The sequence below is a fragment of the Myroides sp. A21 genome, assembly GCF_000807225.1.
In the GTDB taxonomy this organism is placed as follows: domain Bacteria; phylum Bacteroidota; class Bacteroidia; order Flavobacteriales; family Flavobacteriaceae; genus Flavobacterium; species Flavobacterium odoratimimum.
On record NZ_CP010327.1, the window covers coordinates 3,460,424 to 3,483,901 of the forward strand.

26 protein-coding genes and 1 riboswitch are annotated in these 23,478 nt (G+C 33.7%); of the genes, 9 read left to right on the forward strand and 17 right to left on the reverse strand.

Going from position 1 to position 23,478, the window contains the following annotated elements:
- Positions 1-295: 295 nt before the first annotated feature.
- From rlmD to MYRA21_RS15470, 3 genes are all read left to right on the forward strand, one after another.
- Positions 296-1,708: a 23S rRNA (uracil(1939)-C(5))-methyltransferase RlmD gene (gene rlmD, locus MYRA21_RS15460; RefSeq protein WP_006260021.1), complete on the forward strand. Its 1,413-nt coding sequence runs from the start codon at positions 296-298 to the stop codon at positions 1,706-1,708.
- Positions 1,709-1,773: 65 nt separating this feature from the next.
- The gene (locus MYRA21_RS15465) at positions 1,774-2,103 is read left to right on the forward strand and encodes a DUF2185 domain-containing protein (RefSeq protein WP_039329684.1); all 330 of its coding nucleotides are present in this window, start codon (positions 1,774-1,776) and stop codon (positions 2,101-2,103) included.
- A gap of 288 nt (positions 2,104-2,391) precedes the next feature.
- Entirely contained in the window at positions 2,392-3,237 is an 846-nt protein-coding gene (locus MYRA21_RS15470) for a hypothetical protein (protein ID WP_039329685.1), read from the forward strand.
- A gap of 54 nt (positions 3,238-3,291) precedes the next feature.
- On the opposite strand, the gene MYRA21_RS15475 is transcribed toward MYRA21_RS15470, so the two are convergent.
- Positions 3,292-4,824 (reverse strand): L-lactate permease, encoded by a 1,533-nt coding sequence (locus MYRA21_RS15475; RefSeq protein WP_082013839.1) that lies wholly within the window; start codon positions 4,822-4,824, stop codon positions 3,292-3,294.
- A gap of 248 nt (positions 4,825-5,072) precedes the next feature.
- Here MYRA21_RS15475 and MYRA21_RS15480 point away from each other — a divergent pair, with 248 nt between their 5' ends.
- Both MYRA21_RS15480 and MYRA21_RS15485 read left to right on the forward strand, forming a co-directional pair.
- A complete protein-coding gene (locus MYRA21_RS15480) occupies positions 5,073-5,591 on the forward strand; it encodes a DUF6452 family protein (protein ID WP_039329687.1) in 519 nt (172 codons plus the stop codon).
- A complete protein-coding gene (locus tag MYRA21_RS15485) occupies positions 5,545-6,417 on the forward strand; it encodes a DUF6048 family protein (RefSeq protein ID WP_006263728.1) in 873 nt (290 codons plus the stop codon). Before MYRA21_RS15480 ends, MYRA21_RS15485 begins: the two co-directional genes overlap by 47 nt.
- Positions 6,418-6,474: 57 nt before the next feature.
- On the opposite strand, the gene MYRA21_RS15490 is transcribed toward MYRA21_RS15485, so the two are convergent.
- The 3 genes from MYRA21_RS15490 to MYRA21_RS15500 are packed head-to-tail and all read right to left on the reverse strand — an operon-like array spanning position 6,475 to position 8,311.
- Positions 6,475-7,020: a putative glycolipid-binding domain-containing protein gene (locus MYRA21_RS15490; protein ID WP_006265474.1), complete on the reverse strand. Its 546-nt coding sequence runs from the start codon at positions 7,018-7,020 to the stop codon at positions 6,475-6,477.
- Position 7,021: 1 nt separating this feature from the next.
- Positions 7,022-7,813, reverse strand: coding sequence for a class I SAM-dependent methyltransferase (locus MYRA21_RS15495; protein ID WP_006263730.1), 792 nt, complete (start codon positions 7,811-7,813; stop codon positions 7,022-7,024).
- A gap of 12 nt (positions 7,814-7,825) precedes the next feature.
- A complete protein-coding gene (locus tag MYRA21_RS15500) occupies positions 7,826-8,311 on the reverse strand; it encodes a 3'-5' exonuclease (RefSeq protein WP_006263731.1) in 486 nt (161 codons plus the stop codon).
- Between the two features lie 220 nt (positions 8,312-8,531).
- Here MYRA21_RS15500 and MYRA21_RS15505 point away from each other — a divergent pair, with 220 nt between their 5' ends.
- On the forward strand, positions 8,532-8,804 hold the full coding sequence (locus tag MYRA21_RS15505) for a hypothetical protein (protein WP_006265475.1): 273 nt from the start codon (positions 8,532-8,534) through the stop codon (positions 8,802-8,804).
- Positions 8,805-8,810: 6 nt separating this feature from the next.
- On the opposite strand, the gene MYRA21_RS15510 is transcribed toward MYRA21_RS15505, so the two are convergent.
- The 8 genes from MYRA21_RS15510 to MYRA21_RS15545 form a co-directional block, all read right to left on the reverse strand.
- Positions 8,811-9,347, reverse strand: coding sequence for a GRAM domain-containing protein (locus MYRA21_RS15510; RefSeq protein WP_039329690.1), 537 nt, complete (start codon positions 9,345-9,347; stop codon positions 8,811-8,813).
- A gap of 38 nt (positions 9,348-9,385) precedes the next feature.
- A complete protein-coding gene (locus MYRA21_RS15515; protein ID WP_039329692.1) occupies positions 9,386-10,105 on the reverse strand; it encodes a hypothetical protein in 720 nt (239 codons plus the stop codon).
- Positions 10,106-10,111: 6 nt separating this feature from the next.
- Entirely contained in the window at positions 10,112-10,780 is a 669-nt protein-coding gene (locus MYRA21_RS15520; RefSeq protein ID WP_039329694.1) for a hypothetical protein, read from the reverse strand.
- A 102-nt stretch (positions 10,781-10,882) separates the two neighbouring features.
- Positions 10,883-11,170 (reverse strand): type II toxin-antitoxin system YafQ family toxin, encoded by a 288-nt coding sequence (locus tag MYRA21_RS15525; RefSeq protein ID WP_039329696.1) that lies wholly within the window; start codon positions 11,168-11,170, stop codon positions 10,883-10,885.
- Positions 11,171-11,181: 11 nt separating this feature from the next.
- Positions 11,182-11,436, reverse strand: a complete 255-nt coding sequence (locus tag MYRA21_RS15530; protein WP_039329698.1) for a hypothetical protein — start codon at positions 11,434-11,436, stop codon at positions 11,182-11,184.
- 193 nt (positions 11,437-11,629) lie between these two features.
- Entirely contained in the window at positions 11,630-13,714 is a 2,085-nt protein-coding gene (locus MYRA21_RS15535; protein ID WP_039329700.1) for an outer membrane beta-barrel protein, read from the reverse strand.
- A 415-nt stretch (positions 13,715-14,129) separates the two neighbouring features.
- The gene (fabG, locus tag MYRA21_RS15540) at positions 14,130-14,876 is read right to left on the reverse strand and encodes a 3-oxoacyl-[acyl-carrier-protein] reductase (protein WP_006260004.1); all 747 of its coding nucleotides are present in this window, start codon (positions 14,874-14,876) and stop codon (positions 14,130-14,132) included.
- Between the two features lie 68 nt (positions 14,877-14,944).
- Positions 14,945-16,246: a Na+/H+ antiporter NhaC family protein gene (locus tag MYRA21_RS15545; protein WP_006263737.1), complete on the reverse strand. Its 1,302-nt coding sequence runs from the start codon at positions 16,244-16,246 to the stop codon at positions 14,945-14,947.
- A gap of 61 nt (positions 16,247-16,307) precedes the next feature.
- Positions 16,308-16,416: riboswitch (SAM-I-IV-variant riboswitch) on the reverse strand.
- A gap of 337 nt (positions 16,417-16,753) precedes the next feature.
- Between MYRA21_RS15545 and MYRA21_RS15550 the strand changes: the two genes are divergently transcribed.
- Positions 16,754-18,904, forward strand: a complete 2,151-nt coding sequence (locus MYRA21_RS15550) for a TonB-dependent receptor (protein ID WP_039329702.1) — start codon at positions 16,754-16,756, stop codon at positions 18,902-18,904.
- A 94-nt stretch (positions 18,905-18,998) separates the two neighbouring features.
- Here the strand turns inward: MYRA21_RS15550 and MYRA21_RS15555 are convergent, their stop codons facing one another.
- Positions 18,999-19,961, reverse strand: coding sequence for a nitronate monooxygenase family protein (locus MYRA21_RS15555; RefSeq protein WP_039329703.1), 963 nt, complete (start codon positions 19,959-19,961; stop codon positions 18,999-19,001).
- Positions 19,962-20,319: 358 nt separating this feature from the next.
- Between MYRA21_RS15555 and MYRA21_RS15560 the strand changes: the two genes are divergently transcribed.
- Entirely contained in the window at positions 20,320-20,817 is a 498-nt protein-coding gene (locus tag MYRA21_RS15560; RefSeq protein WP_006263740.1) for a hypothetical protein, read from the forward strand.
- 65 nt (positions 20,818-20,882) lie between these two features.
- Here the strand turns inward: MYRA21_RS15560 and MYRA21_RS15565 are convergent, their stop codons facing one another.
- Both MYRA21_RS15565 and MYRA21_RS15570 read right to left on the reverse strand, forming a co-directional pair.
- Positions 20,883-21,491 (reverse strand): hypothetical protein, encoded by a 609-nt coding sequence (locus MYRA21_RS15565; RefSeq protein WP_039329705.1) that lies wholly within the window; start codon positions 21,489-21,491, stop codon positions 20,883-20,885.
- Positions 21,481-21,969 (reverse strand): RNA polymerase sigma factor, encoded by a 489-nt coding sequence (locus MYRA21_RS15570; RefSeq protein WP_006261384.1) that lies wholly within the window; start codon positions 21,967-21,969, stop codon positions 21,481-21,483. The genes MYRA21_RS15565 and MYRA21_RS15570 overlap by 11 nt, the downstream gene beginning before the upstream one ends.
- Before the next feature lie 205 nt (positions 21,970-22,174).
- On the opposite strand from MYRA21_RS15570, the gene MYRA21_RS15575 reads away from it, so the two are divergent.
- Complete coding sequence (locus tag MYRA21_RS15575; RefSeq protein ID WP_039329707.1) at positions 22,175-22,423, forward strand: hypothetical protein; 249 nt, start codon at positions 22,175-22,177, stop codon at positions 22,421-22,423.
- A gap of 148 nt (positions 22,424-22,571) precedes the next feature.
- On the opposite strand, the gene MYRA21_RS15580 is transcribed toward MYRA21_RS15575, so the two are convergent.
- Together MYRA21_RS15580 and MYRA21_RS19370 are read right to left on the reverse strand one after the other, a co-directional pair.
- Positions 22,572-23,171 carry a hypothetical protein gene (locus MYRA21_RS15580; protein ID WP_006259994.1) on the reverse strand — a complete coding sequence of 200 codons (600 nt, stop codon included), beginning with the start codon at positions 23,169-23,171 and terminating at the stop codon, positions 22,572-22,574.
- Positions 23,172-23,266: 95 nt separating this feature from the next.
- Positions 23,267-23,470 carry a hypothetical protein gene (locus MYRA21_RS19370; protein ID WP_235279954.1) on the reverse strand — a complete coding sequence of 68 codons (204 nt, stop codon included), beginning with the start codon at positions 23,468-23,470 and terminating at the stop codon, positions 23,267-23,269.
- Between the last annotated feature and the right edge of the window lie 8 nt (positions 23,471-23,478).

A 23,478-nucleotide genomic window follows, 5' to 3' on the forward strand; every position in this document is an offset into this window, starting at 1 on the left:
AATTGATTAATACTCTAAGTTAGATATTTTATCTATCTCTTTTCTATAATTATGATTAACATACCTACTTTTTAACAAACAGAGCAAGGTAGAGATAGCCACAGATCACAAAAACTTTCTATTTGTCAAGACTACTCTTTACTTATATGTATGAGTGTCTTTAATATCACAATTTTTAGAGCACACACATCCAACTACTAATCAAACACTTAAATAACAAAAACGCCTTATATAAACTCATTATGAATAAGCATTAAGTATACTTATCAAATGAAATTAAACTTATTTTTGCGGCATGAGTAGAAAAAGAACAGAAAGAATCGTATTCGAAAACGTAGAAGTCCTTGATGCAGGTGCAAAAGGCGTTTCGGTAGCTAAAGCTCCAGATGGGAAAGTAATCTTTATTCCTAACGTAGTTCCGGGAGATGTGGTAGATGTGCAGACTTTCAAAAAACGCAAAGCGTATTATGAAGGGAAAGCTGTGAAATTCCACAAATTTTCTGAACATAGAATAGAGCCAGTATGTGAACACTTCGGAGCTTGTGGTGGATGTAAATGGCAAAACATGAACTATGCACAACAGTTATTCTACAAGAACCAAGAGGTTTTTAATAACTTAAAGCGCATAGGTAAAATTGAATTACCTGAATTCGAACCTATCTTAGGGTCTGAAGAAACATTGTTCTACAGAAACAAGATGGAGTTCTCTTTCTCTAATGCTCGCTGGTTAACACCAGAAGAAGTAGCAAGTGGAGAAGAAATGGGTAAAGAAAATGCATTAGGATTCCACATCCCTAAAATGTGGGACAAGATCTTAGACATCAAAAAATGTCACTTACAACAAGATCCTTCTAATGAAATCAGAAATGAAATCAGAAGATTCGCTAACGAGCATAATTTAGCTTTCTTTAATCCACGTGAGCAAGAAGGTTTATTGCGTACCTTGATGATCAGAACTGCTTCTACAGGTGAAGTAATGGTGATGATTCAATTCTTCTATGACAACAAAGAAGAACGCGAGCTATTATTAGACTTCTTAGCAGAGCGCTTCCCTATGATTACATCATTACAGTATGTAGTCAATGGTAAAGCGAATGATACTATCTATGATCAAGATGTAGTGCTTTATAAAGGACGTGATTATATCTTAGAAGAAATGGAAGGACTTAAATTTAGCATCAATGCTAAGTCGTTCTACCAAACTAATTCTGAGCAAGCATACGAACTATACAAAATCACAAGAGACTATGCTGGTCTTACAGGTAACGAATTAGTATATGACTTATACACAGGTACAGGTACTATCGCTCAGTTCGTTTCTAAAAAGGCAGGTAAAGTAGTCGGTGTTGAAGCTGTACCAGAGGCAATAGAAGATGCTAAACTGAATGCTGAACGCAATAATATTACGAACTGTGACTTCTTTGTAGGAGATATGAAGAATGTATTTAACGATGAGTTCATAGCGACACATGGACATCCAGACGTTATCATTACTGACCCTCCTCGTGATGGAATGCATAAAGATGTAGTAGAAATGCTATTAAAAGTAGGTGCAAAACGCATCGTATACGTAAGCTGTAACTCTGCTACACAAGCACGTGACTTAGCTCTTATGGATCACAAATATAAAGTGATCAAAGTACGTCCTGTGGATATGTTCCCTCAGACGCATCACGTAGAAAACGTAGTTCTATTAGAACTGAGATAACAAATAATAAACTAACAACAAAAGGCAATCATCTTGGTTGCCTTTTATCTTATAAAATAATAACGATGAACCAAGATAATAATATTCCTGCTGAAGCTTTAAAGAATCTTGTAGGAGATATCGGCTTCTGCCTAGTGTCAGCTAAAATCATGATCGAAGGCGAGAAAGTAGACTATATGTACAGAGAAGAACCAAACTCTGATACTGATAGTGGATGGAGATTCTTAAGTAATACAGAAGACGAAGCATACTTAGATAATCCTGACAACACAGATATCTATAGTGTGAATGCCGTAGCTCATAATGACAAGGCTATTATTCCTTACCTAAATGCTCCTGTAGGAAGTGAACTAGGTCGTGTGGAAGGAACGGATGAGTTCGAAATGTTAGATTAATTAATTCGATAAATGATATATGAAGCTCTCTTTTGAAGAGCTTTTTATATTTTAACTATAGATTATATCTTAATCCAACTCTAATCAATGCTAAGAATAAAGATAAATTAATTATACTGAATTGATCTTACTAGATTACTAATATGTAATACTTACTTCACTTTAAACACGAACCAAATACTCGCTAAATTAAATAAATGCAAGGTTAAAAGTTAACATTGTCGAAATTTGTCTTAATTTTTTATTAATTATAAGTTACTTTTACTTCAATATAAAAACAACCAAAAGATGAAAAAAATTCTAACTGCACTTTTACTACCTATGCTAACCTTAATTTCGTGTAGTAGTGATGATAATGATTATAAACCAGCAGATGTTCTAACATTACACATAGAAGCACAAGAGACAGAAGGATTTGTAAACAAACCTATTTATTTTTCACTAAAAGATAATAAAGACAGATATGGTATTACAGATGCAAACATATTTAACCTTGCAAATAAAGAAATTCTAGTTCGTAATACATTTATACCAACTGTAGCAGGGACATATCAATTTCAAGCTAAGGGTAATAATTCAGGTATTTTATATAAAGAAAGTGAAATAGTCACTATTACTATAACTGAACCTACTAAAAAAGAAATCACTGTAAAGAACATTTCTTATCAAGCAAATAGTGCAACTTTAGAGATTAATAGAACTAATAGTAAAGATGTAAATGACAATACTATTATAATTGACAAATTAGTAAAACTTAATAATACATATTACAATGAGTATACCTTAAAGGTAAATAATATGGGACAATATTTTATAGATAATAGTATTGAAATAACATTCTTAGTAGCTAATAAATCTGTTGAGCATAATAATGGAGTGATTACAAATTATGGACAACGTGCTTATCCAACTGCACTTACCCAATTTATTCTTACAGAGGTCATCTCATATAGTACCCCTAGTTTTCGTATAACAAACTTCGACCAGGTTAGAGAGTCTAATTTATTAATGTTTTACAAAATAGGCACGCCTAAAGACAATTCAACTTCACAAGTAATATCTAATAGTTATTTTGAATTCAGTCTTAATGATATGGGTATAGACTATGCGGGAGATTTAGAATTTATAGAATAATAAGACAAAAAAAAGAGAAGCAAAGCTTCTCTTTTTTTGAATATTTTCTTATTTCTAACTTCCTAAATACACGATTACTCCTGCAATAAGGATATATAGCAATGCAAAACCAACAGCTTTTTTAAGGATAATACCTTCTTTACCTTGTTCTCCACAAGCTGTTGTAGCTACAGCAATACTCTGTGGAGAAATAATCTTTCCTCCTGTAGCACCTGTTGTATTCGCTGCAGCTAACCAACCTTTATCTGCCCCAATCTTATCTGCAACTGTAGCTTGTAACTTCCCAAATAAAATATTAGAGGATGTATCACTACCTGTTAAGAATGTTCCTAAGGCTCCTATCGCTGGAGCAAAGAAAGGATAGAACGTCCCTGTAGTCGTCGCTAAGGCTAATCCTAGAACTGTAATCATACCTGAGAAGTCCATTAACGTAGACAAAGCAATTAAGCAACATACTGTAATAACCGTCTTTTTTAATTGTACTGCAGTTTTACCTAATAAAGCAAACAATCCACTTAAAGAAACTCCTTGAATCAATCCTCCTACCAATGAACTTATAAAAATTAACACGCCTGTATCTGTCAACCAATATATTCCTACACTGCGGATACCTCCTGCGATAGAAAAGGTAAAATTCGTTTGAAATATCTCCCAATTAGACTTCATCATACTAGCAAAAGGAAATAAAGGACTCGTTAATAAAACAAGCAATAGTATTAAGCCATACACGCTCCAGGCTTGAAAAATTTGTTTACGACTAAAGTTCAATTGTTCTTGTTTATCTTCTTTTCTTGCAGTAACCTTTCCGAATATGATAATTGTAATCACTGATGCTATACTTCCTAATATAGCAGGTGTTTCTGCTCCTATATATACCGCAGCGTAATACTGAACAGCTAAGGTCACTCCTCCTACTAATAAGCTCAGTATAATATTTTTAGGGATTGCTTTTACAGATCGATCTGTTAACATGACAATTAGAAATGGCACTAAGAACATCAACAAGGCTAATTGCCATACTGTATAAGCACTAATAGTCGTAATCTGCTCAGCCATCTCTACTTCTCTAGCTAAGACAATTACAGGGATACCAACAGCCCCAAAAGCAGTAGGAACACTATTAGCAATCAAGCTTACCACAGCCGAAAACATGGGCTTAAAACCTAAACTAATCAAAATAGCTGCAGGAATAGCGACTGCTGTACCAAAACCTGCCATTCCTTCTAACAATCCCCCAAATCCCCAAGTCAGTAGTAATACTTGAATAGATTTATCTGTTGAAATAGCCGAGAACTGCTGTTTGATGATTTCTATTTTTTGGGATTCTACTTGTACATTATAACTATAGATGGCCATCAGAATAATTATCAAAATGGGAAACACAGCCTTAAGCACACCAAAAATCAGAGATAGCCCCACATCTTCAGCTTTTAAAGAAAATCCGAAATAAGCAATTACTAATGTGACTAGAAGAGTGATTAGAGCACTTTTTTCTCCTGCCAGTTTTAAAAATCCCAACAAGACTATTAATAATACTACTGGTGTTGCAGCTAATAAAATCTGCAAAGTAGAGATTGATTCTAACATTTTATTATTTTTTCTATACTTTCTCCCTTAAAGATAAGAGGTATATTTTTTTAATCATACTAATTTGCGTTATAATTCCTATTTTATGTTAGCTATTTATAATTTTTAAAAAGAACTAAAGCTATTTAGTCGACTATCTTCTAAAATAAGTATTCTATATTATACTCTTCTAGTGTACAACTTTTTTAAAGAGTTCTGAATTACTTTTAGTATTTTTGACAACTTATATACAGAGATAAAAAATCTATATGAAAAAACTAATATTGGCAGCAGTATTTCTAAGCTTAGGAAGTTTTATTTTTAGCGCTTGTGAGAAAGATGATATTTGTGGTGCGGATGAACCTACTACGCCTAACTTTCTAATTGAATTCTACAATTTTGAGGATCAAGGAATCGCTAAGAATGACTTAGTTGAAGCTTTTGTTGCGGGTAGAGAAAAAGATGTTATCAAAAGCAAAGCAAACAAATTACTAATACCGCTTCGCTTAGATAATCAAGAATCTGAATGGATACTTAAATCAATAAGAAGAACTCAGAATCAGACAGACACACTTTATGATACATTGACTTTTAAATATAAAATCAATACCAAGTATCTTAATAAAGCCTGCGGATATGTATCTACATTTTCCTTAAATCAAGATGGTACTTCTCCTATGTTAAACGGAGAATCTAAACAAACGAGTGGTAACTGGATTAAATATTATACAACAGAAACAAATGAAATTCAAGATAGCAAACAAGCACACTTCAAGATTTATTATTAATTGTGGTTTACTACTATTAGCTTTCTCTTCATTTGCACAAGAGAATAATCCTACAGAACTAAAGGCTCCTGCTCCACTTACTGATGCTACAGAAGAATCACCTCATTACTACCCACAGAGATATGGGCTACGTGTAGGGGTTGATTTATTTAGAATCACGCGTTCATTCTATGACAATACTTATCAAGGTTTTGAAGTAGTTGGGGATTATCGCCTTACTAAAAATTGGTATGCAGCAGCAGAGATAGGTCATGATAAAATGGATAGAGACGAAAGTAGTTATGGCTTTACAACCAATGGTAACTACATTCGCATAGGAGGTAACTATAACCTATACGAAAACTGGCTAGATAGAGAAGATATGATTTATGTAGGTTTTAGATATGGTTTTGCGACCTTCTCTCAAACTCTTAATTGGTACCAATCTTATACTACAGATCCATATTTCCCTAAAGAAAGAATAGAGATAGATAAAAAACAGAGTGGTCTAAGTGCTCATTGGGTAGAATTTGTAGCAGGTATTAAGACTCGTGTATTCAGTAATGTCTTTATGGGATTCACCATGAGACTAAACGGACTTGTATCACAGACACAACCTGATGATTTTGAGAACCTATATATTCCTGGATATAACAAAAAACACAGTGGTAGTATCGGTGTAGGATTTAATTATACCATCTCTTATTTATTCCCACTGTATAAATCTAAAAAGGATAAGTTTGTTGTCCCTACTGAAGAGGAAGCTAAGTTTGACTTAGAAGGGAATGCAATAGAACAAGCTGAAGACTTAAAAATGATTGAAAACAATAAAAAGAAGAAGAAATAAGCTTCTTTTGAAACGTATATAAAAAAAGCCCCGATCTTCGTCGGGGCTTTGTATTTTTTATAGTCTGTTGAATAACTTTGGATAATTAGTCACTAAGCCATCTGCACCTACTTCTATCGTAGACTCGAAATCACTCCACAAATTTTTATAGTGATAAGTGGTCTCAGATAGTCTCTCATAGCGCTGTACTACTCTAGTAAAACGCTCCTCTATAGGGTTAATATACAGCACTGCAATCTCCTTAGACTCTCCTATCGCTAAGTTAAGTCTATTAATAGGCAATGCATTAGTAAAAGGTGTCACAGAAATATCTATATCTAAACAATCGTGTAACTCTGGATGCTCTTGTTCATCTATAATCCACTGATTATTTAACTTATATCCATGTATAGTATAGTGCTTATGCCCTACCTTACAAGTGATATCAAAGAATCTAGTCTCCCATCTCTGATCTACTACTACTTGATATTCGGCACCATACACCTGATTATTCTTATTCCCTACTAACTCACCTTTACTGTGAATGGTCTCTCCTTTATCAATCAGGACACATTTTTCAATCGATAAATTATCGATACCTGTCCAGACTATATTTCTCTCCATACTATTGAAGTTTAATTGCTACTGTACCTATAAAAGTTGGTAAATAATGATCTACTACAAAGCGAGGATGTGGCTGAAATGCCTCTTCATATTCTTTAATTAAAAAACCTGCTTGTAGCTGTCCTCCTATCAAATCTTGAAGACTATGTCCAAAGACGAAAGCCTCCTCTTTATTTCTTTTTTCTTCTACCTGATCCGGAGTCATATCTGTCAAGTCTGCATAAGGAATCTTATACATAGGCTTCACAACTCCTTCTGCTGCATACTTAGGATCTCTATCGTGTATAAATATCACTGGATTATAGAAGCTACTTATTAGTCTTCCTCCCTTGTCCAACACGCGATAACACTCTCTCCAGATCTTCGTCACATCACTTACATAATGATTCGATATCGGATGTACAATAATGTCAAAACTATTGTCTGCGAACATCTCTAGATTCGTCATATCCCCTTCTACAGTAGTTAGGTCAAGACCGTCTCTTAGCGCCACTTGCTTATCTTTATTAAGTTGCTCAGTAGATAGGTCTAACACAGTCACCTTACCTCCTATAGCCGCTAAAATAGGTGCTTGTTGCCCTCCAGCAGATGCTAGACATAACACACGTTTTCCTTTTACCTCTCCTAACCAATTCTTATCTATTGGAGTTGGTAATACATATAGTTCCCACTCTCCTTCTTTAGCTTTTGCTACTGTCTCTGCACTTACAGGCATAGACCATTGCTGATTAGCTAAAGCCTGTTTATCCCAAGACTTTTTATTGTGTTCTAAATACTCTTTACTCTTCGTCATAATTTGCTATTATTAAATTAGACCTCCTTGCTTTAAATATTGATCAAACAATATTCCGCATACTTTAGCATCACTAAGAGCATCGTGGTGATTTAATGCAAGATTATACTTCTCAGCCAAAGAAGCCAACCCTTTTTTATACAATCTATAAGTACAATGCTTCTCGTATTCAGGCACAGCCAAGTTATAATACTCTAATGTCTTCTCTAAGACTGGGAAGTCAAAGCCAAAGCCATTATGTGCTACTACATTCTGAAATTGTATAAAGGGTAATATCTTATGCCAAACTTCTTCGAATGTAGGCGCATACTGTGTATCTTCTGGTGTGATACCGTGTACGTCAATAAATTTGCTCCAATAGACATTCTGAGGAGGTTGTACAAGAATGTTTAAGGAATCTACTATTAGTCCGTTCTCAAACACAACTAAACCAACTTGGCAAATACTATTGCGTTGTGGTTGAGCTGTTTCGAAATCTATAGCTGTAAATTTATTCATCGAAGTATTGTAATCATAATAGCTAAGGTAGTCTTTTTTGATGATAAACCATTAGTATACTTACAAAAAACATCACTTTGCTAATTTTTTTAGCTAATCTTTTGGAGTTAATCTATTCAATTATAGTTCACATATAGGCATAAAAAACGACTATAATGCATATAGTCGTTCTCTATCAAAATATTTATTGTATCTTACTCTTATTAAATCACTTACTATCATGAATAAACACTTTATTACCTATGCAATTCTATTTAGTATCATTGGTCTAAGTATTTTTTCTATTTACAAAAAGACTCAGAATCAAACATTTATTAATCAGTTTATTTCCACACATAGTGCGTCTATAAAAGAGATTAATTATTTTGACTTAGGGCTATACACCTCTCTTAAACTAAGAGATCATCATGGCAACCAAGTAGACTTCTCTTGCTGTTTTGCTGATTTTGAAAAGCTTACACATGCAGCAACAGCACATTTACTTAAAGAATAACTTGAATCACTTTATCTTTTTCTGAATAACCTCTAACCACGTTTTTCTATCATTGACCACAAACACACATCGGTCTGTGGCAGTCTGTACTTCTATTCCATTATTAAGCAACCACATCACTCTACAAGGCTTGATCGTCTTAATATCTTCAAAGGGAATACGCACCGTACTCTTCTGTATATTAAACTTATGAGAGTGAAACACCAAAGTGTCTTCTGTCAAGCCTAACTTACCTCCTAAGGCTTCTTTAACTAAAAACATATTAGCTACTCCGTATACTTCTAGCTCTTCTCCTTCTGCTAATGGTATTTGTAGCTTTAGTTCCACTCTTTTGGTCAAGGTCTTAATAGCGTAATACATCAATACAGAAAGTACAATACTATACACCAACCCTTTTAAAAGATAGTTTTCCCAACTTTTAATAGCTCCATCGAATAACCAATCGAAAAGAAGCATAATCAACACATATACTGTAAAGAAAAAAACTAGTATTGTTATCTTATCACTGTTACTTATACCTATTGTATCATTTCCTATTTTCATAACTTATTTATTGTACTATAAAGATACTGAATATCCCTTTACCAACGTTCAATACCTAAAAATCGTCGTGGTATAACACCTAACTTCTTAAGTATACTGCGGGTATTTTTATGTTGCTTACCTATACTAAACAGTAACTCTCTATTCTCATTATAACCATAATACACATAGATAGATAAGATTGTATTTAGATTTACTGGTTCTTCTAAATAAGGTTCTAATAGATTTAACTGATCAGGAGAGATTATCTGAGTGATAAGTCTTAATATATCATTCTTTTCCTCTACATCAATACTAGACTCTAGTCTTTTCAGTAAGTTTAATGTACATTTCTTGTCTTCTTGTATTTCTATTTCAGTCCTTACTCTAGAAGGATAATCATACAGCCTTTGCATACTATTCATAAAAGCTGTCTGTGGGGCAAATAAATCAGTCAATTCGCCATTCTTAACAGCTTCATAAAAACTAGCTATACTTCTATGAGTAGGTGTTAATGTTAGGTCATCATGTGATAATACAAATACTTTTTCCTTTAATATCCCTGTAACATAAACTCCAGCAAAGTTACTCTCCTCATCCATCCATACCACATAAGCTTCATCTAATAATCTAGGGTAATGAACTTCGTACTCCTTTATTATCTCCTGTCCTTCAGTATCAATTATCTTAATATTCTTTTCCCCTACTATCGTACCCCAATCATCTATAAACCATCTATCCTCTATACTTAAAGGACCTTTTGAGAAATAATCATCCATAAGTCTTTAATATCTATAGTAAATATACAATATAAACAAGATTTGTATCCCTACTAAGGCATAAAACATCCATAGTCCAGGAAGTAACGCTAAAGGATTAAAACGAAGTGTTGTCAATTGTTGTAACAAGGTAGAAGGCCCATTACCTAATTTAGCATTTGAAAGGACGTAGTTTGTCGTTTTTCGTTGTACCATACCCGCTACATGATTATCTTCATTAAGCGCTATTAGCTCTCTCTGTATCGCTTCTTTATCAGGTTGGCTTCCAAACAGTGTAGGTTTTTTCTGATGTAGATATTCCATCAACTGAGCCACATAATTGGTAATAAATACACTTCCTTGCTTCTCCCATAATAAGGATATCGCTTTCTGAATAGCATATTTATTAGCTACATAGAAATAGGCGATAATCATCACGACTTGTAAGAGAAAGATGACAATCACAGAATAGTTTATATCACTAAAAAAAGCTGTGAAGTTATCCCAAAAACCTTGTGCCTCACTTCCTTTTCTCAACTGATAAATCTTGCTCATTGAATAGAAAAAAATCCAAAGAGACAAAAATACACCTACCGCCATCATGCCTAGCCATCGAATCAAACATATAAACACGATTCTAAATGACTTAAGGCCTTGTTTTCCTACTGCTACTCCTTTATCTAATACCTTCTTCATTTTTTTATTTAAAAGTACTGAGTATTCCCTAAAAGACAAAAAATAATTAGTGCCGAAACTAAAAAGACTATCTGATTACACAGATAGCCTTTATATATAATGTTATTTGAATAACTCGGCATGAGAACCTATCCGAACTAATATAATTTCTTTATTTAGTTCATCTTGTTGCCAAATTAAAAGTAAGTCAGGTAATATATGACATTCCCAGTGATCTTTATAATTACCTATCAGAAGATGAGGTCTCATCTTCTTTGGTACTAAAGAAACACCTCCTTCTAAAAGGTATTTAAATACCATTGTCGTTTTTTCAAGTGCTTTAGCATTGTTTTGAATCTTCTTAAAGTCTTTTTTAAACTTACTGGAATATGTCAATTGATAAGCACTCATTACTAACTAAATTAATCTCTCATTAAATCATTTAACAAATCATGAGTATTGTCAAAACGTTTTGATGACATTTTTTCTTTCTGTGCATCCTCTATAGCTTGAATCGTTTCTTCATTAAGTTCATGAAAATGTGTAGCTTCGGCTAATGTTTTCTCTATAAAGTTATTAATGCTTCTATTTTCTTTTTTAGCTAACATTTCAATATAATTGTATAAATCATTATCAAGGCGTAAAGAAGTTGCTTTTTTAAAATTCAATGTATTCATACTACTATCTATTTACATACAAAAGTAATCATTAATACTTTATAAACAGCAGTATTTTAACACATTAACCATTCCTGCTAAAAAATAACAGAACTCCGATAGCCTATACTCTTAACTAAAAAAGGCTACCTGATTACTCAGATAGCCCTTATATATTGTTTATTTTATTTAGTTGGTTGTTACGTTACAAGTATTAGAATGTTGCTGCACCCTTTGTATAGTTTTGTATACTTCGATCTACCTTAGTCTGTTTTCCCAGTGAGAAATCATAGCTTATCCCTGCAATAAACATATTTTTATTATTCCAAATCTGCGTATGGCTTCTTTTTTGTATTAGGCTCTCTGGGAGTGATTTACTCTTATACTCTGAAGGCATCCCTATAAACAATAGCCCCGCAGTGAAAGACCAATTACTTAATTTATAACGTGCAAATAAATTACTCGCATTCTCATTCTTGCTAAGCCATTCACCCGATAGAGAATAAACAGGCAGATTAAATGAGTAAGACAAAAACAAGTTCTTATACGAAGAAGAGATTGTAAAACTATTTCCTATATAGTTATTCGTCAACTTCTCTCCTTCTATAGTCTTAATACTCTCCCATGTCGGATATAGATTAACTTTAAACACTAGTACTTGTGACCCAAAAGGCTTAATAGAACCATACACCCTTAATGCATACTCCTGCATATTTGCCTCGTTTACATAAGTAAGAGCGTACCTATTCTCTTGTAATAGATAACGGCTATTTACAAAATCATTTAAGTAATCATAAGAAAATGAAGCATTCAAATCAACATACTTGGAGTTAAACGAATAGTTCAATGAGTTAATAAATGAACGCTGAACCTTTAGATATGGATTTCCTGTCTGTACAATATTGGGTTGCAATTGAATCACATTCGTACTAATCTGATCACTTGTCAGTGCCCTAGGTCTATATGTGCTCGATAGTCGAATGCTCTGATTGTTATTAATCTCGTATCCCACCACTACCCTGGGAGTGAACACCCAAGTGTCTTGAGTGTGCTCTGGATTAGAGTTGCGCAAATTGTTTAAACTCGCTCCTAGACGATACATCCAACTGTTCTTCTTACCGACTAACTCTGTATAGAAATACTGTTGAGTAAACGTTGTAGTATAATTAGAATACCCTTCTAGATTAGTCAAATCATATTCAACTTGATCAAAACTAAAACGATACCCAGAGTTTAATTTAGAAGCTCCAAAATTGTGACTATGCCCTATCTCACCTACAAAGCCACTTTGTTTATTATCTAAAACAGTCTCGTTATTATATACATCCTGTGTTGTATTAGTTATCCACTCTTTATCTAACTTAAAGGATTCTGTTGTATAGTAGGTTCCTACTGCATTAAATATTAGTTCATCCTTCTCTGTTATTTTCTGAGAATAATATAAATCCAAAGAAGGCATAGTGTATTTTGCATTACTATGTCTATAGATCTTATGATTTTCTTTATCTTGATTCTTAGAAAACACACTCTTTCCATCTGTATAGTTAAACTGATCCATTAAGGCAATATCTACTTTAGCTTGAAAGGTATATTTATCAGTATCTACATTAGTGTATCGAAGGGCAATGTTCTGATCTGTATATCCAAACTTATCCTTGCGCAATTCTTCTGAACGATAATCTATTCCATTAAGGGTATAAGCAGTAGAGTTCGTATTCTCTCGGTTATTATAATCGCGCAAACTAATCGAGTAATCTACTGCAAAGTTATTCTTACCTCTAGTAATACTAGAATAAGCTGATCCATTAATAAACCCCGTATCTACTGCAGTAAGTGCTTCTGCTCCATATACATATCCATTATCAGGATTACGAGTAATGATATTCACTACTTGATTAGCTCTATTCGCCCATCTAGTAGGGGGCATATCATAGTATTCTACACGGACTACGCTCTTAGGTTCGATAGTACGCATCTGATTATCACTAACCTCTATTCCGTTAATTAAAAACAATGTTTTTCCACCTTTTATACTTTGAACAGTATTCGTGACTGGATCTAAAGTCAATGTAGGAAGTGTCGTTAAAAGATCTTTAGCATATCTAGCTTTGTCTAAAGCATCTTGATCAAATGTATAAACTGATTTGTCTACATACTGTTTCTTGTGTAGACTCTGGATAAGTACTTCTTGTAATTCTATATTTGCATCTAAAGTATCTTGAACTACTTCTTGTATCTGAGCTTGAGCAATTAAACAACTGAAGTACATCACCAATAAACTAATGTATTTCTTATTCATATCTTTATAATGTAATTTTATTTGCAAGTATCTAAACACTCTAATACTAATTACATACCAAATAACCTATTATTCATAAACACCAGTATCACAACTATTTACAAAAAAAGTTATATTACATATGTTCATTATCGGACAGTTATTTTATGAAAACGAACAGTCACCCTCCCTTTATGCAAACATGTAAATGCTTAGTTTATAATTCATTTGGTATAATAAATAAGTAATTGAGACATCAATCCATATTCACTCCGTTATTTTATACCATTTAACGGACTCAAAACGGACTCATATCGGACTCAAAACGGACTCATTCAAAAGCAAGCTCCTAAAACACTGCTGTAAAACTCTTCACAAACTAAAAAAGGCTACCTGATTACTCAGATAGCCTTTATATATGGTTATGTGTTCACTCTTAAGTAAGCATTCCACCATCTACATTAATCACTTGACCAGTGATATAAGCAGACATATCAGAACCTAAGAATACACAAGTATTTGCGATATCTTCTGGAGTACCTCCACGCTTTAATGGAATAGCATCTCTCCATCCTTTTACTACATCTTCAGGAAGTTTACCAGTCATCTCTGTTTCGATAAATCCAGGAGCAACAACGTTACAACGGATATTACGAGAACCTAACTCTAATGCGATAGATTTAGAGAATCCGATAACTCCAGCTTTAGAAGCAGCATAGTTCGCTTGTCCAGCGTTTCCTTTTACTCCTACTACAGAACTCATATTGATAATAGACCCTTTTCTGTTTTTAAGCATTGTGCGTTGAACAGCTTTCGTCATATTAAATACAGACTTCAAGTTCACTTCAATTACAGCATCAAAATCTGCTTCAGACATTCTCATTAATAAGTTATCTTTAGTAATACCAGCATTATTAACTAAAATATCAATGTTTCCGAATTCTTTTAAAATCTCTTCTACCAATTGTTCTGCTGCTGTATATTCAGCTGCATTTGATTGATATCCTTTTGCTTTAACACCTAAAGCTGTTAATTCTTGCTCTAATTCTACAGCTGCCTGAGCAGAAGAACTATATGTGAATGCAACACTTGCTCCTTGTTGAGCATATGCTAAAGCTACTCCTCTACCGATTCCTCTTGTAGCACCAGTGATAATAGCGATTTTACCTTCTAATAATTTCATGTGTAAATCCAATTTTTGTATTTGAACCGAGGACAAATATAAACAATTTGTATTTTCTCACGCCCCTTTTATGCTGTTTGTGTACTTTTTCTCAAAAAAATCATATAAGTTAGCGTGATAATCAACAGAGCAACAAAGTAATACGAATATTTCATCAAATCTAGATAATCTATCTGCCCATTAGTAAAACTTAGTAAGATCAATATCTGTGCTCCATAAGGTAAGATTCCTTGAATAATACAAGCAAAAATATCTAATATAGAAGCAACACGTGGTCTGTCTAATTCATACTCTGTAGCAATATCCCTAGCTAGATTACCTGCTACCAAGATAGAAACTGTATTATTAGCTAAACACACTCCTATCGATGACACTAATCCTGCGATACCGAACTCAGCTCCTTTAGGAGATTTCATCAGCTTCTTCATTTGCTTTAACAGCCATTGAATCCCACCCTGATCTTCTACCATCTTCGCCAATCCTCCTGTCAACATAGACAATAAGAATATCTCATTCATAGAAACAAAGCCTTCATACGTCAAATTAGCAAAGCCTAATACATCAAAATCTGCTTGAACAAGTCCAATAATTCCTGCTACCAAAATACTGATAAACAAAGCTACGAATACTTGTACCCCTACTAAGGCTAATACAATAATCAAGATATAAGGAATAATCACCCAGAAATTACTTGTATCACCTAGCTCTAAAGCTACATCTGTAGCCCCTCCACTCATAAAGAATAAGCCTACTATCGTAATTAAAGCCGCAGGTAATGCTAATTTAAAGTTAGCTCTAAACTTATCTTTCATTTCACACCCCACCGTTTGTGTAGCTGTAATCGTTGTATCTGATATAATAGAAAGGTTATCCCCAAACATCGCCCCTCCTAATAGAGTACCACATAACAGCCCCATAGAAGTCCCTGATTTCTCAGCTAATCCTACTACAATAGGTCCTAAGGCTACAATAGTTCCAACAGAGGTACCAATCGCTAAAGAAAGGAAACAAGCAATTACAAAGATTCCAATGGCTAGATATTCTATTGGCACTACACTAAGTCCCATATTCACCATCGTATCTACTCCTCCTATTGCTTTAGTCACTGTAGCAAAGGCTCCTGCTAATAAATAGATGATACACATCGTGATAATCTTACTATCTCCACATCCATGGATAAGAGAAATAACCTTCTCTTGCATTGGTGTTTTATAAAATAGTAAAAATGCAGATACCACTCCGACAGATATTGCTATAGGAGATGGCATTTTATAAAAATCACCTAATAGTATACCTGAGCCTAAAAAGATGGCAATAAAAATAAAAAAAGGAATAAAAGTGTAAAACTTGTTATCTGACATAGCTTTCATTTAATAATAATGTTATTACAAATAATTTGCCAGATTGGTAGAAATAAAACTTACTAAGGAAGTAAACAACATTTTTTCCATTTCTGGCTTATCGATTGCAGCACCTTGCTTGTTGTTGCAGGTTGCTATTTTTCAAAAAGGATACTCTCGAAAAATTCTTGATAATTAAGGCACAAAGATAATCGTTTTTTGAAGAATTGCAAATTAGATAAGTATACTCGACTCTAAAAGCAGCTATTACAGACTCAATCATCTTATCAATTATAATAATATTCATTTAAAATTACAGCCTTTAAAAATTAAATATTTGATTCATATAAACTGAGTCTATTAAATATTTTGCACTACAAATGGATAAAAAAAATACATCCATAAAAAAACAAAAAGATTATTCGCAAATATCACACATAAACCTCTTAGCTATTCAATATTTTACAAAAAACTATTTATATTAATTCTAAACAACACTATATATATACCTTTACATTCTAATTAATACATAAAAAAATGAATGTAAAAAAAATTACACTACTCACTCTACTTCTAACCGGTTCTACAATACTAGCGCAAGAACAAGAAACAAAAAAAAGCGATGAGCAGCTAGAAGAAATTATCGTATCTACAACAAGATTACCAGAGATAAAACGCAATAGCTCAAGTTCTGTTATTGTCATTACTCAAAAAGAAATAGAAAGTTATGCTCAATTAAATCCTGATATGTCAGTTATACTAGGTCTTGCCGTGCCTTCTATAGGATTGAGCTCTAATACTACTAGTAATAGAAGTCAAACTATCCGTGGTAGACAGATACTAGTCTTAATAGATGGTGTACCACAGAGTACTCCACTGCGCAACACAGACAGAGATCTTCGTACTATAAGCCCTTATGCGATCGAACGCATTGAGGTAATAGAAGGAGCCACTTCTCTTTATGGCAATGGAGGTGCTGGAGGTATTGTGAACTTCATCACAAAAAAAGCGAATCAAAACAAAACTTTTAGCGGAAGCACTTCTATAGCCTTATCTGATGCTACTTCTACTAAAAACAACAATACACATGGGTATCAATTAAACCAACAGTTCTCTGGTAGACTAAAACAAATCGATTACTTAGTCAATGGTAACATCATTAAATCTGGACGAGCGATAGATGGTGAAGGAGATTATATCTCTCCTCGCTATGGATTAGGAGAAGTAACAACACAAAATCTATTAGCTAAGATAGGTTATGACTTTAATGATAACAATCGATTAGAAGCAATGTATAACTACTACAGTGCATTACAGAACACAGATCTAATCGCAAAGGGAGGAAAATATCTCGTATCTCCACAACAAGGGGTTATCGGTACTAAAAACCCATTAGCAGAAAATGAAGGTACTAAGTACAATCACAATGGATATCTAAAGTTCTCAAGCAAAAATATCTTGGAGAATGTTGATTTAGAGGCTTCGGTATTTGGGCAAAAACTATATACTTTATTTGACTACAGAGAACATAATCCTAAATCTCCACGATGGGAAGAAACAGGTGGGCAAGCAACTATTAAAGCAGAGAAAATAGGGGCTAGATTAAGTATTGTCTCTAAACTAAACTTCACTGATAATATCAGAACAAACTATATTATAGGGGGAGATTTCTTAATTGACAAAACTAGCCAGCCCCTTGTCGATGGGAGATTATGGGTTCCTGAATTAAAGGCATATAACAGTGCCGGATATTTACAAACTCGTACTGTATTTTATGAAAACCTAACTCTTAAAGCTGGGGTGAGATATGATAATATTCACGTAAAGGTACCTGACTATAAAACAATTCCTTTAAGAAAAGGGCAACAGTGGCTAGCGATAAAAGGAGGAAACTTAGATTATGATAAAGCACTATTTAATGCTGCATTACAATACAAAGTAATAGAAGAATTCACTCCTTATGTTTCATTTTCTCAAGGATTATCAATTTATGATTTAGGTCGTATACTTAGAGATGCTAAAAGTGATGTTGTCTCTAAAATAGAAACAGATCCTGTAGTAACGAATAACTATGAAGTAGGATTCACTTCACAGATAGCAAATAATTGGAACTTTAGAATAGCTTATTTCTGGTCTATCGCTAAACTAGGTAGTGATCTTCAGGCAGGTGAAGGAGGATTCTGGGAAGTAGTAAGAAGTCCACAAAGAATCAATGGTATTGAGATTGCTCTAGATGGTAAACCTATCAGCTGGGCAACTATAGGAGGAAGTTTTTCGAGTTATGAAGGAAAAATGAAATCTAACAACAGTAGTAGTTATGATACTTATATGAGTGGTCTAAATATTGCTGCGCCTAAACTGAGCTTATTTACAACAGTCACTCCTATTGATCATTTATGGTTAAACTTATACTATACACATACCTCTAAACGAGATAGATTCGAACCTCAACCTAATAAGTTAGGAGTATTAGTTTATAATGAAGGAAAAGGTAAAGTATCTCCTATTGACCTTTTTAACTTCAATGCTACCTATCAATACAACAAATCTATACAGTTAACATTAGGAGTAGAAAACCTATTTGACAAATCGTATTATACATCCTCTTCTATGATAGTAGCTAGAGATGCAGAATATGCAAGAGGGAATGGTAGATACTACACACTAGGATTATCATTTAGATACTAAATTCTAAAAAGGCCATACAACTATATACTTAGTACAATAAGAACAGCTCCTAAAAGGAGCTGTTCTTATTGTATATTCATCAAATGATATGGTCTTAAAACTTAATATTCTTCTGAATATCAGCATTCTTATTCAGTGCATTTTTATATTCTGCTTTTAACTGACTAACAAGGTCTTTAACGCTGAGTACTCTATCAATACCCGCTGTACCATGCCCAGCAGACCAAATATCTTTCCATGCCTTCGCGTGCTCTCCTGTTAATTTAGAAAAATCCTCTTCTTTCTTCTCAGATAGATCTATTCCAGCCTTTTCTATACTAGGTTTTAAAAAGTTAGCATTCACACCAGATACTCCATCTGTATACATAATATCATCTATTCCAGAGTCAACGATCATCTGTTTATATTCGTCTACAGCTAAACATTCATTAGTTGCTATAAAACGAGTTCCCATATAGGCCATATCAGCTCCCATAGTTTGCGCTGCTAATACATCACTTCCTGTGTCTATACTTCCTGCTAATAATACAGCTCCTTTAAAGAAGCTCTTTACCTCAGCTAATAAGGCAAAAGGGCTCGCAGTACCCGCATGACCTCCAGCTCCAGCGGCAACACATATTAATCCATCTACACCCGCTTCTGCTGCTTTCTCAGCATGTCTTTTCTTCACAATATCATGGAATACTAATCCCCCATAACTATGTACTGCATCTACAAGATCCTTCACTGCACCCAGTGATGTAATCACTAAAGGCACTTTATACTTAACACACAATTGTAAATCAGGCATCACTCTTGGGTTGGTCTTATTCACGATTAAGTTCACCCCAAATGGAGCAGGTTTAATACCTGTTTCTTTCTCAAAGGCTGCTAATTCTGTTGTTACCTCAACTAACATCTTTTCAAAATCCTCTGAACTCCTTCCATTCAAAGCAGGGAATGTACCTACAATACCATTTTTACAACATTCAATTACTAGTTTCGTTCCAGAAACGATAAACATAGGAGATACTACAATCGGTAATGTTAGGCTATTTTTAAATTCTTGTATAGTCATATAATAATATATTTAGTTAGATAATAGACACTATAAAGTACTAACGTAAGATAAGTCAAATAATTGATTGTAGAAAAGTAATTTTGCTCTCCCTATAGAATAGCAGCAATTTTAAAACTTGTCACATTTTTTTACAATATTTTACAAATTAGGACTTAATCCTCTCATAATTCTACTACAATCTGTTAAGTCTACATTTTTTTATTTCTTTTTTAAAAACAACTAACTTATTCTTATTAAACATTTAAGCCTTCCGAACAGCTGTCTTTAGTGTCATAACAAGGCACTCCTGCTTATTTAGTTTGAATTCACACACATTTTGTACTACTTTTGAAATGCAAAAAAACAAAACATTACAATGAAAAAATTATTGCTTTCAGCTGCTCTTGTTGTAGCGGTAGCTTTTACTGCTCAAGCACAAAAAGGACCAAAAAACGCATTAGGTTTGCGTTTTGGAGGAAACCACGGTTTAGGTACAGAGATCTCTTACCAGAGAGACCTATCTAAAAACAACCGTTTAGAATTAGATCTTGGTTGGAGAAACAACAACGATTTTGATGCTGTAAAACTTACAGGTATTTACCAATGGGTTTGGAATATTGAAGGAAACTTTGATTGGTATGCTGGTGTAGGTGCTGCAGTAGGTACATGGAACTCTAGCTACTACGAAGGAAAAAGAAAACACTCTGACAGTGGAGCATTCGGACTAATCACAGGTACTGTAGGGGTAGAATACACTTTCCCTGAATTTCCAATACAAGTAGCTTTAGACTTACGCCCAGAAATCTACTTAAATGACAGTTACCGCGATGGTATCTATGCAGACTTCGGTATTGCAGTACGTTACAAATTCTAATTACTTTTTTTGCACCTGAAAACGATTTAAAATACAAAGCCACCCATGAGGTGGCTTTACTTTTCTTATTGAATAGCTTGGAGAGCTTTAATCATTTGCTCTAACTTCACTATCTTTTTTGAATTCATCTTTTTATTCCAATACATATTCACTCCAGCCCAAATCCCTAATACAGCATAATATCCTGCTAATACAATATAATATCCTGTCGATATTGCAGTATCTACCATGTCTATAAATGGATAAGAATATATCGCTATCCCAACTATAAAAAGTAAAATATATACATTCATCCATACTTTAGACAATTGTAATTGTTGTTTCTTTTCTTTTGCCAACAACACAATATAATCACTTGTTGTCTGTGTCAATATAGAGCTTGGTATTAAACCATTTAAGCGATAATAACTCGTCATAAACATTGTGATTGCTATAACACAAATTACACTTCCTAATACCACCCAAATAGATCCATAGAACACTGTTCCTTTTAATAGTACATTAATCCCGATAATCCATCCTATAGTAAACACTCCTATTATAGCCAGAGCCCAATTCATCTTTACTTTCTTTAAACGATAGACATCTATAGACTGATAAACTTCCTTAATATCGCTTTGTTCTACTCTTGGAATAGCCCAAAGCTGTTCTAAATTTACTTGATTACTTTCCATAGTTATTGAGTTTTTGATATAATTCTTCTTTAATACGATGTACTCTAGTACGCACATTAGCATGTGTAAGTCCTGTCACATCCGCAATCTGTTTTTGATCCACCCCCTCTAGAGTCAGCGAAATAATAATCCTGTTAATTTCTGTGAGTTCACTAATCGCTTGATAGAGTTTTTGAGTATTGGTTTCTTTGTACTCCTCCTCTACACTTTTGCTCTGCCTTATCTTGTTTTCATCAGGCATGACTTTTTTACTCCGTTCTATTTGCCTTAAACAGATATTTACAGCGATCCGGTATATCCACGTACCATAGCCTGAATCAGCTCTAAACTTGGGCAACTGATTCCACACATTAACGAAAGTCTCTTGTGCTATATCTTTAGCCCAATCCACATCGTTAACATACCCTAGAGCCAATCGATAAATTCGTTGCCAATATTGTTCATAGAGCGACTCAAATATTTCTTTATACTTACTCATGTGTTTTGATTGGTTTTATAGTTTAGATACGTTACATGGGAATATGTTACAAGAGGATTAAGTATTAATCATTTTATAATTGGTTCTTAACAAAGAAATCTTCTATTGTATAAATTTAATTCAGATATACAACGGTAACAAAAAAAGTGTAAATTTGAAGTACCACACTAATTAACAACAAGTTAACCAAATACAAACTGACAAAATGGGCAATAATAACAAATCAGAAAGGCTAAAGAGAGTTAACTATAAACTTGAGAATTTACCTGAGAACTTACTTAGAGAAGTTGACTTGTTTATTGATTATCTAACAGAAGAAGAATCATCTAACATCCCTCAATGGCGACAAAGCATTGTACTTGATCGCATAGAGAATTCAACAGAATTCGTAGATGCCTTCGAAATGTTAGCTCAGTTAAACCCAGATTCCGCATTCGCCCAATACTACGAATAAATTCTACTTTACATCTCTTTCATTTCTTCTAAAACCATACTATAGTATGCTTTTTTCATAAATTCAGAGCTGTTTTGTATAATTTACTCTCGTTAATAGGTCTATCGCGTATTCTGGGTTAAAGAATGAATAAAAAAGCATAGATTACTTACAACCTATGCTTAAAATATTTTAAATCTGATTTCTTCACTTCTAATGAATATACTTTATCTCTAAGTATATTTAATTGTCTCAAATATTCTGATTCGCTAGTTTGTTCTATATATCGAATCAAGTGATCAATTAGGGTTAGCGCTTTACTTCGCCATTTTACTACTTCTCCTACAGGATGATATACCTGACTCTTTAAATATAGCTCTAGATTAAACTTGACCATTTCCTCCTTGGTAATATTAGGAAAGTCTTCTTCTGCCCTTATTAGCGTACTCAATACATCCTTCACTCTGAAACGAATACCCCGCTCACATAATACCTTAAGCGCTAAAAGTTCTTCTTGCTGTACAAAGTATAATGCTAGAGGTTCATTAAACTCCTCATAACTATACCAGCCTCCATGAGCACAAGAGATAAGCTCCTTATATCGCTTAGCCTCTTTCCACTGCGCGATTATAGTATCACGCACCTCATTATACCTCGTTAATCTTTTATGCTCTTCTTCTAGCGTAATCTCTAAAGCATTATAATGATATTGGAGACCAAGTTGTTTATAATGCCTCTCTATCTCTTTAGTTAATTTTGTGTAACTCATTATTAATAAAATAGACTATCCTGTAATTCTATACACAAAAATAAGTTTTAGAATTTATAATTCTAGTTTTATGATATATTTTATCTCTATACAAACTACTCCTCTCTCCTCAGCTCTCCTATTTCTTTCACTAATGCAGGATAGTGTGTTTGTAACGCTGTACCTGTATAAGGTGGTCGAGTCCATTGTGTGTCTATAACATCATAATGTTCTATATCCTGATACAATTCATTTACAGCATCTGTTACAAAACTAGAATCCTCTGTCCCATACTTAGCATCATAGGCTAAATCACTCACATACAATA